General features: G+C 66.6%; 21 protein-coding genes. 11 read left to right on the top strand and 10 right to left on the bottom strand.

Annotation, left to right across the window (positions count from 1 at the left end; all coding sequences use genetic code 11):
- Window positions 1-4 precede the first annotated feature (4 nt).
- Window positions 5-547: a GtrA family protein gene (locus tag ACFYOW_RS32985; RefSeq protein ID WP_387293978.1), complete on the bottom strand. Its 543-nt coding sequence runs from the start codon at window positions 545-547 to the stop codon at window positions 5-7.
- Between the two features lie 39 nt (window positions 548-586).
- Between ACFYOW_RS32985 and ACFYOW_RS32980 the strand changes: the two genes are divergently transcribed.
- A complete protein-coding gene (locus ACFYOW_RS32980) occupies window positions 587-1,810 on the top strand; it encodes a 5-(carboxyamino)imidazole ribonucleotide synthase (RefSeq protein WP_387293977.1) in 1,224 nt (407 codons plus the stop codon).
- A complete protein-coding gene (gene purE, locus ACFYOW_RS32975; protein WP_387294060.1) occupies window positions 1,794-2,303 on the top strand; it encodes a 5-(carboxyamino)imidazole ribonucleotide mutase in 510 nt (169 codons plus the stop codon). The genes ACFYOW_RS32980 and purE overlap by 17 nt, the downstream gene beginning before the upstream one ends.
- Here the strand turns inward: purE and ACFYOW_RS32970 are convergent, their stop codons facing one another.
- The 3 genes from ACFYOW_RS32970 to ACFYOW_RS32960 are packed head-to-tail and all read right to left on the bottom strand — an operon-like array spanning window position 2,304 to window position 4,822.
- On the bottom strand, window positions 2,304-3,617 hold the full coding sequence (locus ACFYOW_RS32970) for a sensor histidine kinase (protein ID WP_387293976.1): 1,314 nt from the start codon (window positions 3,615-3,617) through the stop codon (window positions 2,304-2,306).
- 18 nt (window positions 3,618-3,635) lie between these two features.
- Window positions 3,636-4,313, bottom strand: coding sequence for a response regulator transcription factor (locus ACFYOW_RS32965; RefSeq protein WP_040686995.1), 678 nt, complete (start codon window positions 4,311-4,313; stop codon window positions 3,636-3,638).
- Window positions 4,310-4,822, bottom strand: a complete 513-nt coding sequence (locus ACFYOW_RS32960) for a PH domain-containing protein (RefSeq protein ID WP_387293975.1) — start codon at window positions 4,820-4,822, stop codon at window positions 4,310-4,312. Before ACFYOW_RS32960 ends, ACFYOW_RS32965 begins: the two co-directional genes overlap by 4 nt.
- Window positions 4,823-5,087: 265 nt before the next feature.
- On the opposite strand from ACFYOW_RS32960, the gene ACFYOW_RS32955 reads away from it, so the two are divergent.
- Complete coding sequence (locus ACFYOW_RS32955) at window positions 5,088-6,041, top strand: acyl-ACP desaturase (protein WP_387293974.1); 954 nt, start codon at window positions 5,088-5,090, stop codon at window positions 6,039-6,041.
- A gap of 49 nt (window positions 6,042-6,090) precedes the next feature.
- On the opposite strand, the gene ACFYOW_RS32950 is transcribed toward ACFYOW_RS32955, so the two are convergent.
- Window positions 6,091-6,891, bottom strand: a complete 801-nt coding sequence (locus ACFYOW_RS32950) for a biotin--[acetyl-CoA-carboxylase] ligase (RefSeq protein ID WP_387293973.1) — start codon at window positions 6,889-6,891, stop codon at window positions 6,091-6,093.
- Window positions 6,892-6,900: 9 nt separating this feature from the next.
- Window positions 6,901-7,080 (bottom strand): hypothetical protein, encoded by a 180-nt coding sequence (locus ACFYOW_RS32945; RefSeq protein ID WP_387293972.1) that lies wholly within the window; start codon window positions 7,078-7,080, stop codon window positions 6,901-6,903.
- Between the two features lie 267 nt (window positions 7,081-7,347).
- On the opposite strand from ACFYOW_RS32945, the gene ACFYOW_RS32940 reads away from it, so the two are divergent.
- The 3 genes from ACFYOW_RS32940 to ACFYOW_RS32930 all read left to right on the top strand — a co-directional run bounded on the left by ACFYOW_RS32940 (window position 7,348) and on the right by ACFYOW_RS32930 (window position 10,094).
- The gene (locus tag ACFYOW_RS32940; RefSeq protein WP_387293971.1) at window positions 7,348-8,988 is read left to right on the top strand and encodes an acyl-CoA carboxylase subunit beta; all 1,641 of its coding nucleotides are present in this window, start codon (window positions 7,348-7,350) and stop codon (window positions 8,986-8,988) included.
- A gap of 136 nt (window positions 8,989-9,124) precedes the next feature.
- Window positions 9,125-9,454, top strand: coding sequence for an acyl-CoA carboxylase subunit epsilon (locus ACFYOW_RS32935; protein ID WP_387293970.1), 330 nt, complete (start codon window positions 9,125-9,127; stop codon window positions 9,452-9,454).
- Window positions 9,455-9,458: 4 nt separating this feature from the next.
- Window positions 9,459-10,094 carry a Maf family protein gene (locus ACFYOW_RS32930; RefSeq protein WP_387293969.1) on the top strand — a complete coding sequence of 212 codons (636 nt, stop codon included), beginning with the start codon at window positions 9,459-9,461 and terminating at the stop codon, window positions 10,092-10,094.
- Here ACFYOW_RS32930 and ACFYOW_RS32925 read toward each other — a convergent pair.
- A complete protein-coding gene (locus ACFYOW_RS32925; protein ID WP_387293968.1) occupies window positions 10,020-10,805 on the bottom strand; it encodes a helix-turn-helix transcriptional regulator in 786 nt (261 codons plus the stop codon). The two genes, ACFYOW_RS32930 and ACFYOW_RS32925, sit on opposite strands and share 75 nt — an antisense overlap.
- Window positions 10,806-10,972: 167 nt before the next feature.
- On the opposite strand from ACFYOW_RS32925, the gene ACFYOW_RS32920 reads away from it, so the two are divergent.
- The 3 genes from ACFYOW_RS32920 (at window position 10,973) to ACFYOW_RS32910 (ending at window position 14,899) form a co-directional block, all read left to right on the top strand.
- Entirely contained in the window at window positions 10,973-11,887 is a 915-nt protein-coding gene (locus tag ACFYOW_RS32920) for a sulfurtransferase (RefSeq protein ID WP_387293967.1), read from the top strand.
- Between the two features lie 163 nt (window positions 11,888-12,050).
- The gene (locus tag ACFYOW_RS32915) at window positions 12,051-13,856 is read left to right on the top strand and encodes an acetyl/propionyl/methylcrotonyl-CoA carboxylase subunit alpha (protein ID WP_387293966.1); all 1,806 of its coding nucleotides are present in this window, start codon (window positions 12,051-12,053) and stop codon (window positions 13,854-13,856) included.
- Between the two features lie 74 nt (window positions 13,857-13,930).
- Window positions 13,931-14,899 (top strand): patatin family protein, encoded by a 969-nt coding sequence (locus ACFYOW_RS32910; protein ID WP_387293965.1) that lies wholly within the window; start codon window positions 13,931-13,933, stop codon window positions 14,897-14,899.
- Here the strand turns inward: ACFYOW_RS32910 and ACFYOW_RS32905 are convergent.
- A complete protein-coding gene (locus ACFYOW_RS32905; protein WP_387293964.1) occupies window positions 14,852-17,116 on the bottom strand; it encodes a protein kinase in 2,265 nt (754 codons plus the stop codon). The genes ACFYOW_RS32910 and ACFYOW_RS32905 overlap by 48 nt on opposite strands.
- A 204-nt stretch (window positions 17,117-17,320) precedes the next feature.
- On the bottom strand, window positions 17,321-19,588 hold the full coding sequence (locus ACFYOW_RS32900; RefSeq protein ID WP_387293963.1) for a serine/threonine-protein kinase: 2,268 nt from the start codon (window positions 19,586-19,588) through the stop codon (window positions 17,321-17,323).
- A gap of 195 nt (window positions 19,589-19,783) precedes the next feature.
- On the opposite strand from ACFYOW_RS32900, the gene ACFYOW_RS32895 reads away from it, so the two are divergent.
- Entirely contained in the window at window positions 19,784-20,197 is a 414-nt protein-coding gene (locus ACFYOW_RS32895; RefSeq protein ID WP_387293962.1) for a DUF1707 domain-containing protein, read from the top strand.
- The gene (locus ACFYOW_RS32890) at window positions 20,197-20,535 is read left to right on the top strand and encodes a hypothetical protein (RefSeq protein ID WP_387293961.1); all 339 of its coding nucleotides are present in this window, start codon (window positions 20,197-20,199) and stop codon (window positions 20,533-20,535) included. Before ACFYOW_RS32895 ends, ACFYOW_RS32890 begins: the two co-directional genes overlap by 1 nt.
- Before the next feature lie 13 nt (window positions 20,536-20,548).
- Here ACFYOW_RS32890 and ACFYOW_RS32885 read toward each other — a convergent pair whose 3' ends face one another.
- Window positions 20,549-21,760: a hypothetical protein gene (locus ACFYOW_RS32885; RefSeq protein ID WP_387293960.1), complete on the bottom strand. Its 1,212-nt coding sequence runs from the start codon at window positions 21,758-21,760 to the stop codon at window positions 20,549-20,551.
- Window positions 21,761-21,905: the final 145 nt, after the last annotated feature.

The following is a 21,905-nucleotide window of genomic DNA, read 5'->3' as shown; positions in this document are numbered from 1 at the left end:
GAACTCAGCTGTGGCCGAGCTGCTCTTCCTCGAGCATTTCCTCGATTTCCTCGACGAGCTCACTGATCTCGTCCGGGAACACCCAGCGCCGCATCGACCAGAAGCGGAACGCCATCTGCAGCAGGTTGCCGATGATGAAGGCGCTGATGAAGTCCGCGATGTTCTCGACGGTGAAGCTCACATCGGGCTGGCGTAGGTCGAAGACGTAGCTGGAGATCCACAGCGGGATGAAGCTCAGCACGACACCGACGCCGCTGACGCCGAAGAACAGCAGCGCCTCGTGGTGCTTCTCGCGCCCCCCGCGGTTCTTGAACGACCACTCGCGGTTGAGGATGTAGGAGCAGATGACCGCGATCACACCGGAGATGATCTTCGCGGTGACCGGCTTGGTCTCCAGTACGGTCCACTTGAGCACATAGAAGATGCCCGAGTCGATGATGAAGGTGGTCGCGCCGACGATGGCGAATTTGATCAGTTCGTGGTGGCGGTAAGCGATCTCCCGCAGGGGCTTGGGGAGGACGTTGACCACGTCGTCGACGAAAGGCACAAGGCCCGAGTGTACCGGTAGCGATCGTGGTGCCCGGACATGACAAGATTGCACGACGTGACCCGCCGTTCATTCGATCCTGCCGCCATGCCCACCGTCACCATGATCGGTGGTGGCCAGCTCGCGCGCATGACGCACCAGGCCGCTATCGCGCTCGGTCAGCGGCTGCGGGTGCTGGCGGAGAATCCGGATGACCCGGCCGCACAGGTGAGCCCCGAGGTCGTCCTCGGCAGCCACACCGATCTGACCGCGCTGCGCAAAGCCGCCGTCGGCTCCCACGCCCTCACCTTCGATCACGAGCATGTGCCGACCGAACATCTGGAGGCGCTGGTCGCCGAGGGTGTGAATGTGCAGCCGCCGCCGCACGCGCTGGTCTTCGCGCAGGACAAGCTCGCCATGCGGACCAAGCTGTCCGATCTCGGGTTGCCTGTGCCGGCCTTCGTGCCCGTCACGTCGGTGGCCGATGCGGTGCGATTCGGTGACGAGCACGACTGGCGGATCGTGCTGAAGGCAGTCCGCGGCGGCTACGACGGGCGCGGCGTCTGGATGCCGGAGTCGGCGGCCGAGGCCGAGACGATCGTTTCCGATCAGCTCGCGCACGGTGTGCAGTTGCTCGCCGAGGCCAAGGTGGATCTGAAGCGCGAACTGTCGGCGATGGTGGCGCGTTCGCCGTTCGGTCAGGCCGCGACCTGGCCGGTGGTGGAGACGGTGCAGCGCAACGGCCAGTGCGCCGTGGTGATCGCACCCGCACCGGACCTCAGTGACGAATTGGCCACGCAGGCCGAGACACTCGCGCTGAACCTGGCCGGGGAACTCGGTGTGGTCGGTGCGATGGCCGTCGAACTCTTCGAAACCAACGACGGCGCCATCCTGATCAACGAACTGGCCATGCGCCCGCACAACTCCGGCCACTGGGGCATGGACGGCGCATGCACCGGCCAATTCGAACAGCATCTGCGCGCGGTGCTCGACTATCCGCTCGGCGACACCAGTCCGCTGGCGCCGGTCACGGTGATGGCGAATATTCTCGGCGCGGCCGAGGCGCCGACCATGTCGATGGACGAGCGGCTGCACCACCTCTTCGCCAGACTGCCGCAGGCGAAGGTGCACCTGTACGGCAAGGGCGAACGCCCGGATCGCAAGATCGGGCATATCAACGTGCTCGGCGACGATGTCGCCGTGGTGCGCGAGCAGGCCGAGCGCGCGGCGTACTGGATGTCGCACGCGATTTGGACCGACGGATGGGATCCCCACGGTGAGTAATGCGCAAGTTGGCCTGATCATGGGCAGCGACTCCGACTGGCCGACCATGGAGGCCGCCGCAATCGCCTTGGCGGAGTTCGATATTCGCTTCGAGGTAGGCGTCGTCTCGGCGCATCGCACACCCCAGCGCATGCTCGACTACGCCCGCGAGGCGGCGGGCCGCGGCCTGAAGGTCATCATCGCGGGCGCGGGCGGCGCCGCCCACCTGCCCGGCATGGTCGCTTCCGCCACCCCGCTCCCGGTCATCGGCGTCCCCGTCCCGCTCAAATATCTCGACGGCATGGACTCGCTGCTGTCCATCGTCCAGATGCCTGCGGGTGTCCCAGTGGCCACCGTCTCCATCGGCGGCGCCCGCAACGCCGGCCTGCTCGCCGCCCGCATCCTCGCCACCGCCGACTCCGCTCTGCGCACCCGGATGGAGCAGTTCCAGGCCGGCCTGGAAGGCATGGTCCTGGAGAAGGACGATGCGCTGCGCAGCAAGCTCCTCGGCTGACTAGCGCGGCTCGGGCGCCTGCGCGCCGTTTGGTGTGCGTTGTGACGCGCTCGATCCGAGGAACATCGCGAACAGCGCTGGGCGGCGGCGCTGCAATTCCAAGCGCCCACCGTCGGCCTCGATGAGTGCCCTGGCGAGGGCGAGTCCGACACCGGTCGAGCCGCCTGCGGAGAAACCGCGGTCGAAAATGTGCGGCGCGAGTTCGTCACGGACACCGTCGCCCTCATCGGCGACCTCGACCACCACCAAGGGCTCGCGCTCGCTGACGGTGCGCACGGTGCGCACCGATACCGTGCAGGTCCCGCCGCCGTGCATCAGCGCATTGTCGACCAGCACGGCGAGCGCTTCGCGCAGCCGGGAACCGGTGATCGGGGCGCGCAGCGATTCGTCGCCGATCAGCCGCAGGATCCGGCCCGCCTCGGTGAACGGATGCGACCATTCCTCGACAACGCCGCGCAGTTCGTCCATCACCGGCACCGGATCGCGATCGGCGGCATCCTCGTCGCGCGAGGCCCGGACCAGATCGTCGATCGCGTCGGTCAGCCGGTCGACCTGTGCCATTGCCTCCTCGGCCTCGTGCACCACGGCCGGATCGGAATGCGCGGACAACTCGTCCAGCCGCAATCGCACCGCGGTCAGGCGACTGCGCAGCTGATGCGAAACGTCCGCGACCAGCGCGTGCTCGCGCTGCAATCGCCCGGCGATCTCGACGGTCGCCGAATCGAGCACATCGGAAACCCGGTCCAGTTCGGAAATCCCGTGCCGCCGCGGATCCGGCCGGAAGTCACCCATGGCCAGCCGGGCGGCGCGGGCCGCCACGTCGCGGAGCGGATCGGCGACCCGGCGCGCGGTGATCATGGCCACCGACACCGCCGCGCCCAGTGAGGCGAGCACCGCGAAGGCGACCACCGCAACGGCCTGGATCTGCCGCGTATGCATCGGGCCCGACGGCACCTCCAGGCGCAATGAACCCTTGGTGCCCATCGCCAGCGATTCCACCACCGGATCGTGGACCTGCTCCGCGCCGACATCGAGCCGGGACGCATTGTCCCGCGGCGCCGGATAGATGATGGTCAGCTTGCCGTCCTTGGGGATCAGCGGCCGCACCAGCCGGGTGTCGAGTTCGCCGAGCACCGCGCCGTCGCCGTGTTCCTGGGCGATGATCTCGGAGGCGATCCGCTCGAGCCGGTTCTCCAGATCGTTGCGGGTGATGTCCTCGACCCAGAGCCACGCGGTGTAGATCAGCGGGACGCCGAGCACCACCGTGGTAATGGTCAGCACGGTGAGTATCGATCGCAGAATTCTGCGTCTCATATCAGTTGCGCCGCACCATCAATCGGTGTTCAACCGGAACCCGACACCGCGCACGGTGACGATGCGTCGCTCGGCCATCGGGCCCTCGTCACCGATCTTGCGACGCAGCCAGGACATGTGCATATCCAAGGTTTTCGAACCGCGCAGCTCGGCGTCGCCCCACACCTCGCGCAGGATCGTCTCGCGCGGCACTACCTGGCCCGCCCGATCGATCAAGACCTTGAGCAGCTCGTATTCCTTGTTGGCCAAACCGACTTCGACGCCGTTCACCAGCACCCGGCGCGCCGCCGGCTCCAGCCGGATACCGCCGACCTCGACTGCCTCGTCACCGATTCCGCTGCGCCGCAACAAAGCTCGCACCCGGGCGAGCAATTCGGCCAACCGGAACGGTTTGCCGACATAGTCATCCGCGCCCGCGTCCAACCCGACGACGAAGTCGACCTCATCGGTGCGCGCGGTGAGCATCAGCACGGCCAGATCGGCACCGCGGGCGCGCACCTGGCGGCACACCTCGAGCCCGTCCATACCCGGCAGGCCCAGATCGAGGATGAGCAGGTCGTGATCGCCCTCCAGTGCGCGTTCGAGTACCGCGGGCCCGAAGCGTTCCACGGTGACCGAATAGCCCTCGCGCCCGAGCGCACGCGACAGCGGTGCGGCGATGGCCTCATCGTCTTCGGCCAGCAGTACGGCGGTCATTGGCCCAGATTATCCCGGGATCCCTCGAACACCTGCCGGTACAGCAGTGCGTGCACCTTCTGCACGTGCGGGATGTCGTCGTATTCGAGCGGTTCCTCGGAGGACGATCCGATGATCAGGGTGCCGGTGCCGAGCATCCGATCGAACAGCCCGTGCCGGAACTGCACACTCGAAATCCGGCTCATCGGAATATCGATGCCGGTGTGGGTGACCACGCCCTGCCGGATGAGCACCCGGCGGTCGGTCACGATGAAGTGTGTCGACTGCCAGCTGATAATCCTTGCGACACAACGCCATACGATGATGCCCAGCCAGACGACCAGCACCACGATCAGCAATACCGAGCGGGTCGTGCCCTCGGTCCTGCGCCAGATCAGTCCCCCGGCGAATCCGGCCAGCGCGGTCGCGATGATGAGTGTCACGATCGGCCAGAACAGCATTTTCCAATGCGGATGACGATGGAGTATCAACTGCTCGTCCGGGGCGAGCACCTCCTCCGGATAACCCATGCCGGAACCCTACCGCGAGAACACGCCGGAAAGCGTGGACAGCGACGCGCGCCGTGCTGCACAATCGGCACCTTGCGCTGTAACCACCTCGAGAGGCTCTCGAGCAACCTCGAGATTCCGCACAGGATCGCTCCATAGCCTCGATCCGACGGCAGCCGCTCGACCCGGCTCTGCCGTAGCTCTCGTTTTGTTCTGCTCAACGTTCTGCCTGTGAAAAGACAAGTCCGGCTTGACAAGACGTCGAAAACGACCGTGGAGGCGTGTTGTGACCAAGGATCTGACCCAGCTGGAAATCCTGACCGAACTCGAACCGGTGGCCGAAGAGAATCTGAACCGCCACCTGTCGATGGCCAAGGACTGGCACCCGCACGACTACGTCCCGTGGGACGAAGGTCGCAACTTCGCCGCGATGGGCGGCCAGGACTGGGAGCCCGAACAGTCCAAGCTGAACGAGGTCGCCAAGGCCGCGATGATCACCAACCTGCTCACCGAGGACAATCTGCCCTCCTACCACCGCGAGATCTCGGAGAGCTTCTCCTCCCACGGCGCGTGGGGCACCTGGGTCGGGCGCTGGACCGCCGAGGAGAACCGGCACGGCATCGTCATGCGCGATTACCTGGTCGTCACCCGCGGCGTCGACCCGGTCGCGCTCGAGCAGGCCCGCATGATCCACATGACCCGCGGCGTGCATTCGCCCGACGCCTGGAGCGGATTCCTGGTGAATGTCGCATATGTGACCTTCCAGGAACTGGCCACCCGGGTCAGCCACCGCAATACCGGCCGGGTCTGCAACGACCCCATCGCCGATCGCATGCTGCAGCGCGTCGCCGCCGACGAGAACCTGCACATGATCTTCTACCGCAACCTCTGCGCCGCGGGCCTGGATCTGGCGCCCGACCAGGCCATGGCGGCGATCACCAAGATCCTCACCAACTTCGTCATGCCCGGCTACGGCATGCCCGACTTCCGCCGCAACGGCGCGCTGATGGCCAAGCACGGCATCTACGATCTGCGCCAGCATCTCGAAGAGGTCGTGCAGCCGGTGCTGAAGAAGTGGAATGTCTTCGACCGCACCGACTTCGGACCGCGCGGCGAAAAAGCGCGCCAGGAACTCGGCGAGTTCCTGGAGAAGCTGGAGAAGGACGTACTCAAGTTCGAGGAACAGCGCGACCGCCTGCTCGCCCGCGAGGCGGCGCGCGGCATCATGCAACCGGTCTGATCCCCTGACGCCGGAATCCCTTGTCGAGTGCCCCACAAGGGATTCCAGGTCAGTAGTCGGCGCGCAGGTGGGTTACATCGGCGGCGGAAACGACGTGCTCGCCGATGCGCAGGCGACCCGCGCTGTCGACATCGGCGGCAATCCCCTCGAGGGTCTGGCCGCCGGGCAGTTCGGCACGCACGGGTGCACCGAGGGTGGCGCAGCGGTCGCGGTAGACGCCGATCAGGTCGGTGGTGGCCCAACCGGCGTCCCGCCACGCGGTGAAGCGGCGGGCGAATTCGGTCAGCAGCGACCGCACGAGCTCGGTGCGGTCGGTGACCTTCGCGCCCGCCAGCGTGAGCGAAGTGGCATGCGGCACCGGCAGTTCCGCCTCGGTGAGACCGACGTTCAGGCCGATCCCGACGACAACGGCGGGCGCCCCACCACCGGAGGCGACTTCGGCCAGGATGCCCGCGACTTTGCGGCCATCGATCAGCACATCGTTGGGCCACTTCAGATTCGCGTCCACACCGGCGGTCGCGCGCAGTGCGTCCACCACGGCGACACCGGTGAGCAGCGGCAGCCAGCCCATTGCGGCAGGCTCGATGCCGGGCAGCCGCACCAACACCGACATCGCTATCTGTGCGCGCGGCGGGCTCACCCAGCTCCGAGCGTGCCGACCCCGGCCCTGCTCTTGGGTTTCGGCGAGCAGTACCGCGCGATCGGCGTCGAGCTCCCCGGCCCGAGCGATCAGGTCCGCATTGGTGGACCCGGTCGACTCCACCACGGCGATGTGGGAGAAGAACGACAGCTCGGGCGACTCGATGAGACTGCGCCGCAATTGCTCTGCATCCAACGGTGGCCTGTGCACACCGGCAGGCTATCCGACGAGGTCGTACTCGCGAATCGCCACCGCCACGGACATGCCGTCATCCGATTCCGCTTCGACCTCGGCCCACTCCTGCGGATCCACTACGGTCGGCTCGGTTTCCACGGTCTGCCAGCTGGTCCACGAGGTCGCCGCGGCGTGCTCGGCGACTCTGCTGCTCCATCCCCACATGATTTGCTCCTCAGCTAGGTGTGCGTCCTCCCATGCACCGCACTGCCCCCTTATCTCGAGCTGAAATGCGAACGTCCTCAGGGTATCCGGGCACCGCCGCGCCGCTCCACTGATTTTCCCGCCTCTAGCACCGCGTTCGGGTCGGCAATCGACCAGGAAGTTTGCCGCCATTCACATGTTGGAACATGATCTAGCTGCGGTTTTCTACTGACCGGTAAGCGACACTCGGTTACCGAGAGGCACTGGCACTGGTTACACTCCGGAGCCATGACGAGTGTCCAGCACCAGCCCGCATCGGAATCGGCGGGCGCCCCCGATATCCACACCACCGCTGGGAAGCTGGCTGATCTGCGGAATCGGCTGGAAGAGGCCAAGCACCCGATGGGTGAAGCCGCGGTCGACAAGGTGCACGCCAAGGGCAAGATGACCGCCCGCGAGCGCATCCTGGCCCTGCTGGACGAGGGCTCCTTCGTGGAACTGGACGCGCTGGCCCGCCACCGCAGCGTGAACTTCGGTCTGGAGAACAACCGGCCGCTCGGCGACGGCGTGGTGACCGGCTACGGCACCATCGACGGCCGCGACGTCTGCATCTTCAGCCAGGACGTCACCGTCTTCGGCGGCAGCCTCGGCGAGGTCTACGGCGAGAAAATCGTCAAGGTGATGGATCTGGCGCTCAAGACCGGCCGCCCGCTGATCGGCATCAACGAGGGGGCGGGCGCGCGTATCCAGGAGGGCGTCGTCTCGCTGGGCCTCTACGGCGAGATCTTCCACCGCAATATCCAGGCCTCGGGTGTGATCCCGCAGATCTCGCTGATCATGGGCCCGGCCGCCGGTGGGCACGTCTATTCGCCCGCGCTGACCGACTTCGTGGTGATGGTCGACGGCACCAGCCAGATGTTCGTCACCGGACCCGATGTCATCAAGACGGTCACCGGTGAGGACGTCACCATGGAGGACCTCGGCGGCGCGCACACCCACATGACGAAATCCGGTGTCGCGCACTACGTCGCCTCCGGCGAGCAGGACGCGCTGGACTACGTCAAGGATCTGCTGAGCTATCTGCCGAGCAACAACCGCGCCGAAGCCCCGCGCTTCCCGGCCACCGACCCGATCACCGGCGCCATCGAGGATTCGCTCACCGACGAGGACCTCGAGCTGGACACGATCATCCCGGATTCGCCGAACCAGCCCTATGACATGCACGAGGTCATCCGCAGGCTGCTCGACGACGACGAATTCCTCGAGGTGCAGGCCGAGCGCGCGATGAACATCATCGTCGGCTTCGGCCGGGTCGACGGCGGCAGCGTCGGCATCGTCGCCAACCAGCCGACCCAGTTCGCGGGCTGCCTCGATATCGACGCCTCGGAGAAGGCCGCACGCTTCGTGCGCACCTGCGACGCGTTCAATATCCCGATCATCACCCTGGTCGATGTTCCCGGCTTCCTGCCGGGCACGGGCCAGGAATACAACGGCATCATCCGGCGCGGCGCGAAGCTGCTCTACGCCTACGGTGAGGCCACTGTGGGCAAAATCACGATCATCACCCGTAAGGCTTACGGTGGCGCCTACGACGTCATGGGTTCCAAGCACATGGGCGCCGATGTGAACCTCGCGTGGCCGAGTGCTCAGATCGCGGTGATGGGCGCCTCGGGCGCCGTCGGCTTCGTCTACCGCAAGCAGCTGCAAGAGTCCGCGAAGAGCGGAAACGATGTCGATGCGCTGCGATTGGAGCTGCAGAACGAGTACGAGGACACCCTCGTGAACCCCTACGTGGCCGCCGAGCGCGGGTACGTCGACGCGGTCATCCCGCCCTCGCACACCCGCGGCCAGATCGTCTCGGCGCTGCGTTTGCTCGAGCGCAAGATGGTCACCCTGCCTCCGAAGAAGCACGGCAACATTCCGCTGTGATCAAGCGATAACCTCGATGGGCCGCGCACACTGGTTGCAGAGACGCAATGAGTCGATTCGAGGATGATGATCGCTTGATCCATATGTCTTCGAGTCGGGCATGGGCTCGATCGAAATAGAGAGAGGATCTGGCACTGTGACGACCGTGGCAGATGAAGATGTGTTGACCGCCGTCGAACTGGATCTCACAGTCGACCCGATCGCGGATGCGGTCGAGGCGGCCGCACCGGCGGCAGCACCGGCCTCAGTGGTGGCCGAGCAGCCATTCATCCGAGTCATCAAGGGTGCGCCGTCCGACGAGGAAGTCGCGGCGCTGGTTTGCGTGCTGTCGGCGGCCGCGGACGGCGCCGCGAGTAGCGGACCGGTCGGTCCGTCCGACTCCTGGGGTCGACCGACCCTGATGCACCGCGGCACCTCGCCGTTCTCTCCGTACTCTTTCCCGCAACTGTCACACCTGCGCGACTGATCGGATGACGAGACTCGTTCTCGCCTCCGCGTCGCCCGCCCGCCGCGCGGTATTGCGCTCGGCGGGCATCGAACCCGTCGTCCGGATCTCCGATGTCGACGAGGACGCCGTCGCCGCGGCACTGCCGCCCGGCACGGCTCCCGAGGTCGTCGTGGTAGAACTCGCACGGGCCAAGGCCCGGTCGGTGGCCGCCACGATTCCGGATTTCGCCGCGGATTGCGTTGTGGTCGGCTGTGATTCGATGCTGCTCGTCGACGGCGAACTACAGGGCAAGCCGCATACGCCCGAGGTCGCGCGGGCCCGCTGGTCCGAAATGGCCGGGCGCAGTGCGGATCTCATTACCGGCCACTGCGTCCTGCGCATGCGCGACGGCGAAATCGTCGCCGAATCCGTCGACTGCAGTTCCACCACAGTGCATTTCGCCAAGCCCGAACCCGAGGAGTTGGACGCCTACATCGCGACCGGCGAGCCGTTGCAGGTGGCCGGTGCTTTCACCCTCGATGGCATGGGCGGTTGGTTCGTCGATCGCATCGATGGCGATCCGTCGAGCGTTATCGGGATCGGACTACCACTGCTGCGCCGACTGCTTGGCGACATTGGGGTCGGCATTGCGCAGTTGTGGCGCCACTCGCCCAGCTGACGGCGGCGCGATCCGCGCCTCCGTCCCGGCCTCCGCGCCGATCGGCACCGGTGTCGCGTCGCGCTCCGGCTCCCGCCGTGCCATGAGTTCCAATCGAACCACGCAGAGCTCCGGCTCGACGAACGGTTGCAGCCGGACATTCACCTCACCGCGCACGCCGTTGCGGTCGAGCACCTCTTTGATCAAGCCCAGGTGCACGCCGCACACCACCTCGGAATGGGTGCGCGCGAGTTCGCGCAGCGGGCAGGCGGTGAGCCGGATCAGGACCTGCTCATCGGTTTCGGCGGCCGCGTCACGCTCCGGCGCGAAACCCAGTTCGGACATCAGCGTCATAGTGACGTCCTTGGCGTCCTCCAGCGATTCGACCGCATGGTCGCCCGCGTCGAGTTTGGCGCCCCAGGCACGTCCGGCGGCAATGGCCGCCTCGGAGCGACGCCGCGGATCGGGGCCGAGCTGATCGGCTAGGACCTGGGCCAGTTCCTGATAACCAACCGATCGCTGGACCGCGCTGTAGCCGATGCGTGGGCGCCCACGACCGCGCGGCGGTTGTTGGAACTGTCGCACCAGCGATTCCCTGGTAAGCACATCCAGATGGAACCGAACAGTGGTGACGTGCTGTCCGGTGATTCTGGCCAGTTCTTGGGCGTCGAGAGGTTCGCTGGCGCCACGTAGGATCGCGAGCAGTCGACGCCTCGGCCAAGAATCGGACATAGCTCACCCCTCCTCCCGGGAGACTTTATCGGATGAGGGTGCGATTTATTCGCCCATTCAGCCGATTTGTGATCTGAAACGAGTTTCACTAACGCCTCGCACCTAACATCGGCGTGAGACCCGAACCGCTGTAACCACCCGTCTACCTCGTGTGAAGGACCCATATCGTGCCCGTTGCCCCGGACTCTCATCCAGCCTTCGGTTCGTACGCACATCCTCACCGACTAGTAACCACACAGTGGCTGTCGGCAAACATCGGCACGCCGGGGCTGAAGATCATCGAGTCCAACGAAGACATCCTGCTCTATGACATCGGACACGTTCCAGGCGCCACCAAGGTCGATTGGCGGGGCGACCTCAACGATCCGGTTACGCGTGACTATATCGACGGTGCTCGGTTCACCGAATTGATGCGCGCCAAGGGAATCGAGCGCGACGATACCGTGGTGATCTACGGCGATCGCGGCAACGCGCAGGCTGCCCATACCTTCTGGGTCTTCACCCTGTTCGGGCATCCGGATGTGCGACTGCTCGACGGCGGACGGGACGCGTGGATCTCCGAGGTGCGCGACACCACCTTCGACCCGCCCTACCTGTCGCGCAGCGAATATCCGACAGTCCGGCGCGATGACAGTTCCGTGCGGGCGTTCCGCGAGGATGTGCTGGCCCACCTCGGCAAGCCGCTGATCGACGTGCGCTCCCCCGAGGAGTACTCCGGTGAGCTGATCCAGCCGCCTGCCAATCCCGAGGACGCGGCGCTGCGCGGCGGACATATTCCGACCGCGACCAACATTCCGTGGACCGAGGCCTTCCACAGCGACGGGCGCTTCCGTTCCCGGGCGGAATTGGACGATATCTATGGCGCGCTGGCGGTCGCGGACGATCTGGTCGTCTACAGCCGGGTCGGCGAGCGGTCCAGCCACACCTGGTTCGTGCTGACCTATCTGCTCGGGTTCGAAAGCGTACGCAATTACGACGGGTCCTGGACCGAATGGGGCAACTCGGTTCGCATGCCGATTGCCAAGGGGTATGAACCGGGTGACGCACCGACTGCCGGTACCCGCCAGGCGCGCGCCCGATAGCCGTGATCTGGGCGCATCACAACCGAAGGCGCATTGTGATGTGTGACCTACTGTGGAGTAGGGCTATCCGAGTGCGGCGGTTGTTGGCAGACTGCCTACACTCGCCCGAGACGGAAGTATGTCGACCACGGGGCGACCAAGAAGATTGCTAACAGGAGGCTCAGTGCCCAGCCATGCCAGCGCGCGGATATCGAAGGTACTCGTAGCTAACCGAGGCGAGATCGCCGTTCGCGTGATCCGGGCGGCCAAGGATGCCGGTATCGGCAGTGTCGCGGTGTACGCGGAGCCGGATGCCGATGCCCCCTTCGTGAAACTCGCCGACGAGGCGTTCGCCCTCGGCGGGCAGACCTCGGCCGAGTCGTACCTCGTCTTCGACAAGATCCTCGACGCGGCGGCCAAGTCCGGCGCCGACGCCATCCACCCCGGCTACGGATTCCTTTCCGAGAACGCCGACTTCGCCCAGGCCGTCATCGACGCCGGGCTGATCTGGATCGGCCCCTCGCCGCAGTCCATCCGCGACCTCGGTGACAAGGTCACCGCGCGCCACATCGCCGAGCGCGCGAAGGCGCCGATGGCGGCGGGCACCAAGGATCCGGTCAAGAACGCGGCCGAGGTGGTGGAGTTCGCCAAGGAGTACGGCGTGCCCGTCGCGATCAAGGCCGCCTTCGGTGGCGGCGGTCGCGGTATGAAGGTCGCGCACACCATCGAGGAGATTCCGGAGCTGTTCGACTCCGCTGTCCGCGAGGCCACCGCGGCGTTCGGTCGCGGTGAATGCTTCGTCGAGCAGTACCTGGACAAGGCCCGCCACGTCGAGGCGCAGGTCATCGCCGACAAGCACGGCAATGTCGTGGTCGCCGGTACCCGCGACTGCTCGCTGCAGCGCCGGTTCCAGAAACTGGTCGAGGAGGCGCCCGCGCCGTTCCTGACCGATGACCAGCGCGCGCGTATCCACGCTTCGGCCAAGGCCATCTGCAAGGAGGCCGGTTACTACGGTGCGGGCACCGTGGAGTACCTGGTGCAGGGCGACACCGTGTCTTTCCTCGAGGTGAACACCCGCCTGCAGGTCGAGCACCCGGTGACCGAGGAGACCGCGGGAATCGACCTGGTGCGTCAGCAGTTCCGCATCGCCGAGGGCCACGAGCTGGCGATCAAAGAGGATCCGACGCCGCGCGGGCACGCCTTCGAATTCCGGATCAACGGTGAGGACGCAGGCCGCGGCTTCCTGCCCGCGCCCGGTCCGGTGTCGGTGTACGAGGAGCCCAGCGGCCCCGGTGTGCGCGTCGATTCCGGTGTGGTGCAGGGCAGCGTGATCGGCGGTCAGTTCGACTCGATGCTGGCCAAGCTGATCGTCACCGGCGAGAACCGCGAGCAGGCGCTGCAGCGGGCTCGGCGCGCGCTGGCCGAATTCCACGTCGAGGGGCTGGCGACGGTCATCCCGTTCCACCGCGCGATCGTCGAGGACCCGGCGTTCATCGGTGACGGCGAGAAGTTCGACGTCTACACCAAGTGGATCGAGACCGAGTGGGTCAACACCGTCGAGCCGTACGCCCCGGCCGGTGCCGCCGCTGACGAGGACGAGGATCTGCCGCGGCAGAAGGTCGTCGTCGAGGTCGGCGGACGTCGGGTCGAGGTGTCGCTGCCGGGCAACTTCACCGTCGGCGCCGGCGCCGCGGGTGCGGGCAGCAATGGCGCCGGAGTGATCCGCAAGAAGCCCAAGCCGCGCAAGCGTGGCGGCGCGGGCGGCGGTGCGGCCTCCGGTGACGCGGTCACCGCGCCGATGCAGGGCACCGTGGTCAAGGTCGCGGTCGAAGAGGGCCAGTCGGTCGAGGCGGGCGATCTGATCGTGGTGCTCGAGGCCATGAAGATGGAGAACCCGGTCAACGCGCACAAGGCCGGTGTGGTCACCGGACTGTCCGTGGAGGCGGGCGCGGCCATCACCCAGGGCACCGTGCTGGCAGAGATCAAGTAAACAGCTGGCGAAGACCGTATCGGAGCGGGCGCTGGACACCTACGTCCGCGCCCGCTCTGTCGTATCGTGGATCGGTGACCAGCTCTGCCGTCGTGCCCACCGTCGCGGAGGTCATCCGCGGCCGACGTGAATCAGCCAGCCGCGCCGACGGATACCGCCTCGCCTTGGTCGTCGAGGGTGGTGGCAGCCGCGGCGTCTACTCCAGTGGGATGGTGCAGGCGCTCGAGGAACTCGGGCTCGCCGCGGTTTTCGATGCCGTATACGGCACATCGGCAGGCGCGATCAACGCGGCCTGGTTCTTGTGCGGGCGGGCAAAGTCGGGCATGCGGGCCTGGACCGATCCGGTGATCATGCGGCGCGCCGTCGATCCGGCCCGGCTGCTGCGTGGGCGGCCCGCCTTCGATCTGGACTACCTGGTGAACCAGGTCTACGACGGCATCGAGCCGATGGATTTTCCGGCAATTCTGGCCAATAGCACCACCTTTCATCCGATCGGCACCGATATCCGCACCGGGCACGCGGTCGATCTGCGTCGGCACATCGTCGACAAGCCCACGCTGATGACCGCGCTGCGGGCCTCGGCGGGGCTGCCGATTCTGGCGGGTCCGCCGGTGCCGCTCGGGGGCGCCGAATATCTGGACGGTGGGCTGTCCGAAACGGTGCCTATCCGCACCGCGGTACGCGACGGCGCGACGCACGCCTTGGTGCTGCGCACCCGACGCACCGATGAAAAACGCCCACCCGCGCCTCGGCTGCACCAGGTCGTCGGGGGTAGCTATCTGCGCGTCAGGGCACCGGGGGCTTACCGCGCCTGGCTGCAGCGGCCCCATCAGCAGGCCGTCGAGGACAACTTCCTGGCGGGTCTCGGGGATGCGGCTCTGCAAATCCACCCGCCCCTCGGCTCCCCGGATGTGGACAGCGCCGCGCGCGATACCGCGCTGCTCTACCAGGCATTGACGATCGGGCGGCAAGCCGTGCATGCGTCCCTGGCCGCGCTAGTTCAGTTCGACGGTGGCGCCGTTGGAGAGCATGAAGTCGTGTAGTTCGACCCGGCTCGGGGTGGCGTCCTGCGCGATGTCGAAGACCAGCTGGGTGGTGGCCGATTGGCCGGGCTGGAGTTCGAACGAATAGCCGTAGCGGCGCTGGGTGGTCTGCCACATAGTTGCGATCGCGTTGTGGTCGACCTGGCGCCCCTGGGTGTCTACGAGACGTTGCCCGACCGGCAGGAACCACTTCGCCTCGTCGGAAATATTGCGGACTTCGACAGTGACCACGGAATACGAGCCGCTCGCATTCTGCAATCCGATCCGCGGGACACCCGAATCCACCGAGGTGACCACGAATTCGAACTTGCCGTCGCGCACCGGGCTGTTCAAGCCGGCAGATACCGGCGCGGGCGGCTCGGCTGATTGCGCGGTATCGCCGTCACGCACCGCGGCAGATGGATCGGCCGTGCGCGTGCCGCCGCCGCTGCCGGTATTGCCGAAGGCGATCAGCGCGGCACATCCCGCAGCCAGCATGAACGGGGTCAGGAAGATGACCACGAGTGCGCCGACCAGCCTGGACAGGAAGGACTTACGGCGCCGACGCTGATACTTGCGTGGCGGTGGCGCGATCCATGGGCGGCGCTGTGAGACCGACCAGCGAGGGGCGAGCGGAGCCCGCTTCGGTTGTGGTGCAGCTCGTTTGGCTGGAGTTGGCGGGCGGATGACCGGTGTCGGTTGGACCGCAGCATGATTCGGTGACCACGGTGAATGCTGAGGTGCGGCAGGTCCCGCTGGTGGCGGCGCCAATCGGGTTGCTACCAGTGTCGGCGTCGGGCCGGGCTCGGGCAGGACCTTGGTGGGATTGAGCGTCTTCGGCGACTCGAGCGGTGGCGCGGGGGATTCTGCCGCTGGAGTCGGCGCAGGTGCCTCGACCATTGTCGGCGCAGGCGTGTGTGCCCGTGTCGGCGGATGCGTCTCCACTCGGGTCGGCGGGTGCGCCTCCACCTGCTGCGGCGGTTGCGACTTCACTCGCGGCGGTGTCGGCTGCTCATCCGCTACAAGCCGTCGCGTCTCAGGTAACGGCGTGGCCGACAGCGCATCCGGAAGTCGCGGTTGCGGTGGCGCCGTCCGCGATAGCGGCGCCTGCGTCTCCGCGCGCGTTGGCGGGTGCGTCTCCACCCGCGTGGGTGTCGGCTGTACATCTGCTGTCAGCCGTCGCGGCTGCGGTGCGTCTGGGAGTGGAGGCTGCGTTGGTGCCGACTGCGGCGTACGCGACTGCGACGGCGCATCCGGGCGCGCAGGCTGCGATGAAGCCGATTGCGACGCGTACGGCCGCGGTACGTCCGGGGCCGGAGGCTGCGCGGAGGGCACAGCTGGTGGCCGGGCTGACGGAGTCGGCAACTTGGGTGTCGAACGCTGATCCGAGGCGGGCGTTGATGAATGCGGTGCGGGGTGTGGGAGGCGCGCGAAGGCGGCGGCTGTGTATGCGGCGGCGGCGAATTCGCGGGCTGTGGGATAGCGGTGGGTCTGGTCCTTGGCCATACCGCGGGCGATCACCGCGTCCAATTCCGTTGGGACCGCGGGGTTCACGGTTGATACGCGGGGCGGGTCGGTCATCAGGTGGCCGTGCATCTGGCGGGCCGGGTCGGTGTCGCCGTAGGGGCGGCGGCCGGTCAGGCATTCGTAGAGGACGCAGGCCAGGGAGTAGACGTCGGAGCGGGCGTCGACGGTGCCGTTGAAACGTTCCGGCGCCATATAGGCCCAACTGCCGATAGCCATGCCGGTGGCGGTGACGGCCGTCTGGCCCAGGCTCTGCGCGATGCCGAAGTCGATCAGATATGCATGCCCACCGGTGCCGACCAGGATGTTCGACGGTTTGACGTCACGGTGGATCAGCCCGGCTCGATGCGCCGCATCCAGACCCGAGGCCGCCTGCGTCACGAAGTCGACGGCTGCGGTGGGTGTCAAAGTGCCGACCCTGGTCAGCATTTCGGCCAGGTCGATGCCGTCGATGTACTCCATATCGATGTACAACCGGCCGTCGAGTTCCCCGAAACCGTGGATCGGCACGACATGCGGATGTCGCAGACTCGATCCGAGCCGCGCCTCCCGCTGGAACCGCTTTCGATAGTCCGCATCGGCGGCCACCTGCTCCGCCAACACCTTCAGCGCGACCGTGCGCCCGGTTTCGCTGTCATGCGCCAGCCATACCGCCCCCATACCGCCCCGCCCGAGCAAACGGTCGAGCCGGTACTTCCCGAACTGTTCCCCCATCACTGACCTCCATCGCTGGGACGAGGCAGGTGGCCGCGCCATTGCGGAGTGGGGCGGCAACCCGATCGAAACCGCATCGCCCGAACCTCTCCCGACCCTAACCCCGCCACCCATTCTCGACCAGTGTGAGCTCCCCTACGTAGTCCTACTCAATCAGCGACACCCGACCGCCGCGAACGCCGAGTTGTGCCACTCGGCAATGCTTTATTTGCCCGGCTTGGCGCGGCCGCCATGGCCGGGTTTGCCGTTGTTCGGCTTGTCGTTGCCAGAGTCGCCATTGGCCGAGTTGTCCACATGCGGATTTCCATTGCCAACGATCGTGGGTTCGGACTGCTGTTCGGGTATCTCACCGAAGGGCTGCGTGGGAACCCAGTTCGCATTGCCACTACCTACAGTTCGACATGCGAGCGGTGTTCCGTCGGCAGCAGTAGTAATGCCGTCGATATCCGGATTGCACAGCTGCCCCACACCCGGAATCACCACATTCGGCGACGCCGCCTGCGCCGACTCGGGCGGCACCAACGATGCGGGAACAGTAGGCGTAGTCCTGCCAGACGATGGTGCCGCGGAACTCGTTTCGCCTCCCGGCCGCCCCAACCACAGCGCCAACCCGATCACAGCAACCAACGCAGCAATAGCAACAGCCGCATGCCCCGGACCGACTCCCCACAAACCCTCCCCCTCCCCCGACAACTCGAGATCTCGCCCCGACTCCCCCACACCCCCACCAACCCACGTCGACTCACCCGAAGTCCCAACATCCCGCGTCCGCTCAGCCGCAGCCGTGCCGCCCCACCCCAGCTGCCGCCCGGACCAGCCGCCCCACCTCGAATCACGCTCACGCATACCCTCACCCGCGGCCCCACCGCCCCGCATCGACCCGCCCGAAGACCCAGCGACCCAGGTCGGCTCAGACACAGATCCGGTGCCTTGCATCCCAGCACCCACGGCCCCACCGCCCCACACCGACTCCAGCGCAGACCCGGCATCCACCATCCCGGCACCTCCAGCCCCACCGCCCCACACCGACTGCGGCACAGGCTGGGCCTCCCACATCCTCACGCCTTCAGACGGTCCGCCCCACATCGATTCGCGCGCCGACCCGGCATCCTCGATCCCCGCTCCTTCGCGCTCTGAGGCTCGCATCGGCTCTGGCGCAGGTCGAGCCTCCTGCATTTCCGTCCCCGTGGACGGGCCGCCTCGCATCCCCGCACCCGCGGCCCCACCGCCCAACGCCAACTCCCGCACACCCCCGGCATCCCCCATACCGGCAGCTTCGACCCCACCGGCCCACATCGTCTCCGGCACAGATTGAGCCTCGCCCATCCTCGCGCCTGCAGACGAGCCGCCTCGCATCAGCTCAGCGGCAGGTTGAGCGGCCCGAATCTCCGCGCCCTCGGACGGGCCGCCCTGCATCACAGCACGCGCAGACCCGGCATCTAGCATCTGCTCCCCTGCGGACCCAAAGGCCAGCATCGAGGTAGCGGCAGACTCGGCGACCTGCATCGGCTGGACTCCGCCGACCCGTATCGGCTCATCGGCAGACTCGGCGACGCGTGGCCCGGCACCGGCGCCGAGTGACTCGGCCGCACGCGATGGCTCGGGCAGGCGATAGCTTGTCGGTACGGTTTCCGCGGCGATCTCGACTGTCGAGGCCTCGCGTCCGGTCACCGCGGCATACGCCGCACAGGCGAATTCGCCTGCGCTGGAATAGCGTTGGCTCGGGTCTTTGGCCATGGCGCGGGCGATGACGCCGTCCAGGGTTGCGGGTACGGCGGGGTTCAGGGTGGTGGCGCTGGGTGGGGCGGTCAGCAGGTGGGCGCGCAGTTGCTGTGGGGAGTCGACATTGCCGAAAGGTCTTTGGCCGGTGAGGCATTCGTACAGGACGCAGGCCAGTGAGTATTGGTCCGCAGGCGCGTCGGCGACACCGTCGAAGCGTTCCGGTGCCATATATGCCAGGGTGCCGACCACATTGCCGTGGGCCGTGATCGCGGGCTGATCAATGCGATGCGCGATGCCGAAGTCGATCAGATGGACGAACCCGGTCGGGCCCACCATGATGTTGGAGGGTTTGACGTCGCGGTGCACCAGGCCGACCCGGTGCATGGCATCGAGCGCCATCGCGGTCTGCGCGATGATCGCGACGGCACGCGCCGGATCCAGCGGCCCGGCGTCCCGCAGCAATGCGCTGACATCGGTGCCCTCGATGAACTCCATATCGATATAGAGGCGGCCGCCGAGTTCGCCGAAAGCGTGGATCGGAACCCGGTGCGGTCCCGGGGCCTGGGCCGCCAGGCGAGCCTCCCTGGTGAACCGCAGTCGGCAGGTTGGATCCGCGGCGTGCGAGCAGGCCAGCACCTTGAGTGCGACGGCGCGGTCGGCGACGGTGTCCCGAGCGAGCCAGACCTGCCCGGTGCCACCGGTGCCCAGCAACCGATCGAGGCGGTAGTGGCCGAACCACGTCTTGCCCATGTCGAACCTCCTACTACCTTCCGTTCGTCTTTTAGCTACCCGAAATCCACACCGGCATTACAGAATCCGCGAATTAGTTCCGGCGGCAGAGGCGATCATGACGCAACCGGCCCGCTCGGCGTCGCGAAATTCGACGAGCACGACGTCGATGCGGTGGCGCGGGAGCGTTCAGCAAAAGCCGCTAGCCTTGCTGTTATGAGTGACCTGCCCGAGATTCGCATCGGCACCGCGGAGCGTGAGCAAGCGATGCAGCGCCTGTCCGATCATTTCGCCGCCGGGCGGCTCAGCGTTGCGGAGTTCGACGAGCGCAGCGCCGTGGTCGCGGCCGCGCTGACCCGCAGCGACCTGGATGAAGTCTTCGTCGACCTGCCCGAACCCGCACCCGTTGCCGCGGCGCCCGCCAAACGCGACTCCGGGTTCATCGCCGAGTGGCCGGAGCGGGTGATGGCTGTAATCCCGATCCTCGCCGTCATCCTCTTCTTCGTCACCGGCAGCTGGCTATGGTTCCTCGCCATCCCGCTCGCGGGCGCACTGCTGTTCGGCGGTCGACACGAGCACCAACGTCGCCGCCCGCGCGACCGTCGCCGCCGCAGGGAGCTGGAGGACTGATGGAGCCTGTCGAAATCAATGCGGGCACCTGGTACCTGCGTGCCCTGCGCGCCGACGACCGTATCGACGACCGCCCCGCCCTCGCCGAGGGCGGTATCACCGATCCCGACTACGTCTCCCGCCGCACCGAGCAGTGGGATGACGAATCCCATTTCTCCTGGGCCGTCTGCGAACCCACCACTGCCGAACTGGTCGCCGAAATCGTCGTCACGCCCGGTGCCGGCAACTCCGCCGAACTCACCGGCTGGGCCCGCCCCGGTTACGAGCCCGCCCTCGAAACCGGTACCACCGCGGTCCGCCGCTTCGTAGAAGGCGGCCTCGGCTTCCGACTCCCTTGAGCCGGCGGCCGATTCAGCGCATCACACCGGTGTGTCCGGTGGAGTAGCGGCCCGGTTGCGGCCAGATGGTGAGTCCGTGCGCCCCACGCCCAACGGGGATGCGCGCCAACAGGTTCCAGTTCTCGATATCGATGGCGTATACCTCACCGTGGTTTCGACCCGATACCCAGAAAACGCGGCCGTCCGCGGAGAGGTTGCCCATATCGGGACTGCCGCCGCCTGGTATGAACCACTTGTGCACCAGGGCATTTGCGGCGAAATCCCAGACGGAGATGCTGCCCTCGCGGCGGTTGGTGATGAGCATCTGTTTGGAGTCGCGAGTGACATACAGGCCGTGCGTACCTTTGCCGGTCGGCACGAAACCTGTATTCTCCCAGGATGATGCGTCAATGGTGTAGATGCCGTCCGCGACCATATCGGCGATGAAGAAGGTGCGCCCGTCCGGGGACAGTTTGACGTCCTGCGGCATGCCACCACGACCGCCGGGCAGGTCGATCATCTTGACCACCTCGCGCTCGGCCACATCGAAAACCAGCATGCGGCCGATGAATTCACAACTGACCAGGGCGAATCGACCGTCGGCTGTGAAGTCCATATGATCAACGCCCGCGCAGTCGGGCACCGCGAGGGCGTGCACCTTCTGCCAGGTGTGCGGATCGTAGAAGTCCAGCGACTTATCCGCCTCGGCGACGACAAGCGCGTATTGGCCATCCGGCGTGTAGTACATGTTGTAGGGGTCACGCACCGGGAAGGGCTCGCCGGGTTTGCCGGTGCGCGGATCGATCGGCAACAGGGTGCCTGCGCCGATTGGCAGATCATTGGTGACATACAGCGTCTGCATGTCGTAGGACGGCACCACATGCTGGGGTTCGCGACCACCGGCCGGAAAATTGTCGATCACCTGGAAGGTTGCCGGGTCGATCACCGAAACCGAATGCGATTCGCTGTTCGGCACGTAGACCAGGGGCCGATGATCGGCCACCGCCGGACTCAATTCCCGGTTCGCGGCATAGACGTCGGTCGGCGACAGCGGCGGCGGCATGCCGGGTAGCAGATTCTCCAGATGCCGCGGTGCCGCGCTGGTCGGGGCGGCGACCGTGGTGGGCGGCGGAGTCGGCACACCCACCGATCCGGCCTCGCTCGGGGCGCACCCCGCGACCGTCACGAGGACGGTCAGCGAGGCGAGCAGTGGTGCGCAGGTTCGGTGATTGCGCTGTCGGTTCACGCGCTGCACCGTGCCAGGAGGTGGTGAAGACGAGATGACATGGGTGCGAAGCCTAGGCGCTGCCGCCCTGATTCCACAGCAATCGCCGCCAGGGCGCGACGGTTTGCCCGAAAGATCCGGAAATACGTACTCGGACAGTCAAATT

It is taken from the genome of Nocardia sp. NPDC006982, assembly GCF_042869435.1.
Lineage (GTDB): Bacteria > Actinomycetota > Actinomycetes > Mycobacteriales > Mycobacteriaceae > Nocardia.
This window is presented reverse-complemented; position numbering and strand designations above follow the sequence as displayed.

Coding starts and splice junctions, on each gene's coding strand:
- ACFYOW_RS32895 (WP_387293962.1), top strand. CDS start 19,784: ATGAGTGACCTGCCCGAGATTCGCATCGGCACCGCGGAGCGTGAGCAA.
- ACFYOW_RS32965 (WP_040686995.1), bottom strand. CDS start 4,313: ATGACCGCCGTACTGCTGGCCGAAGACGATGAGGCCATCGCCGCACCG.
- ACFYOW_RS32940 (WP_387293971.1), top strand. CDS start 7,348: ATGACGAGTGTCCAGCACCAGCCCGCATCGGAATCGGCGGGCGCCCCC.
- ACFYOW_RS32945 (WP_387293972.1), bottom strand. CDS start 7,080: ATGTGGGGATGGAGCAGCAGAGTCGCCGAGCACGCCGCGGCGACCTCG.
- ACFYOW_RS32930 (WP_387293969.1), top strand. CDS start 9,459: ATGACGAGACTCGTTCTCGCCTCCGCGTCGCCCGCCCGCCGCGCGGTA.
- ACFYOW_RS32980 (WP_387293977.1), top strand. CDS start 587: ATGACAAGATTGCACGACGTGACCCGCCGTTCATTCGATCCTGCCGCC.
- ACFYOW_RS32905 (WP_387293964.1), bottom strand. CDS start 17,116: ATGGGGGAACAGTTCGGGAAGTACCGGCTCGACCGTTTGCTCGGGCGG.
- ACFYOW_RS32960 (WP_387293975.1), bottom strand. CDS start 4,822: ATGGGTTATCCGGAGGAGGTGCTCGCCCCGGACGAGCAGTTGATACTC.
- ACFYOW_RS32900 (WP_387293963.1), bottom strand. CDS start 19,588: ATGGGCAAGACGTGGTTCGGCCACTACCGCCTCGATCGGTTGCTGGGC.
- ACFYOW_RS32890 (WP_387293961.1), top strand. CDS start 20,197: ATGGAGCCTGTCGAAATCAATGCGGGCACCTGGTACCTGCGTGCCCTG.
- ACFYOW_RS32970 (WP_387293976.1), bottom strand. CDS start 3,617: ATGAGACGCAGAATTCTGCGATCGATACTCACCGTGCTGACCATTACC.
- ACFYOW_RS32925 (WP_387293968.1), bottom strand. CDS start 10,805: ATGTCCGATTCTTGGCCGAGGCGTCGACTGCTCGCGATCCTACGTGGC.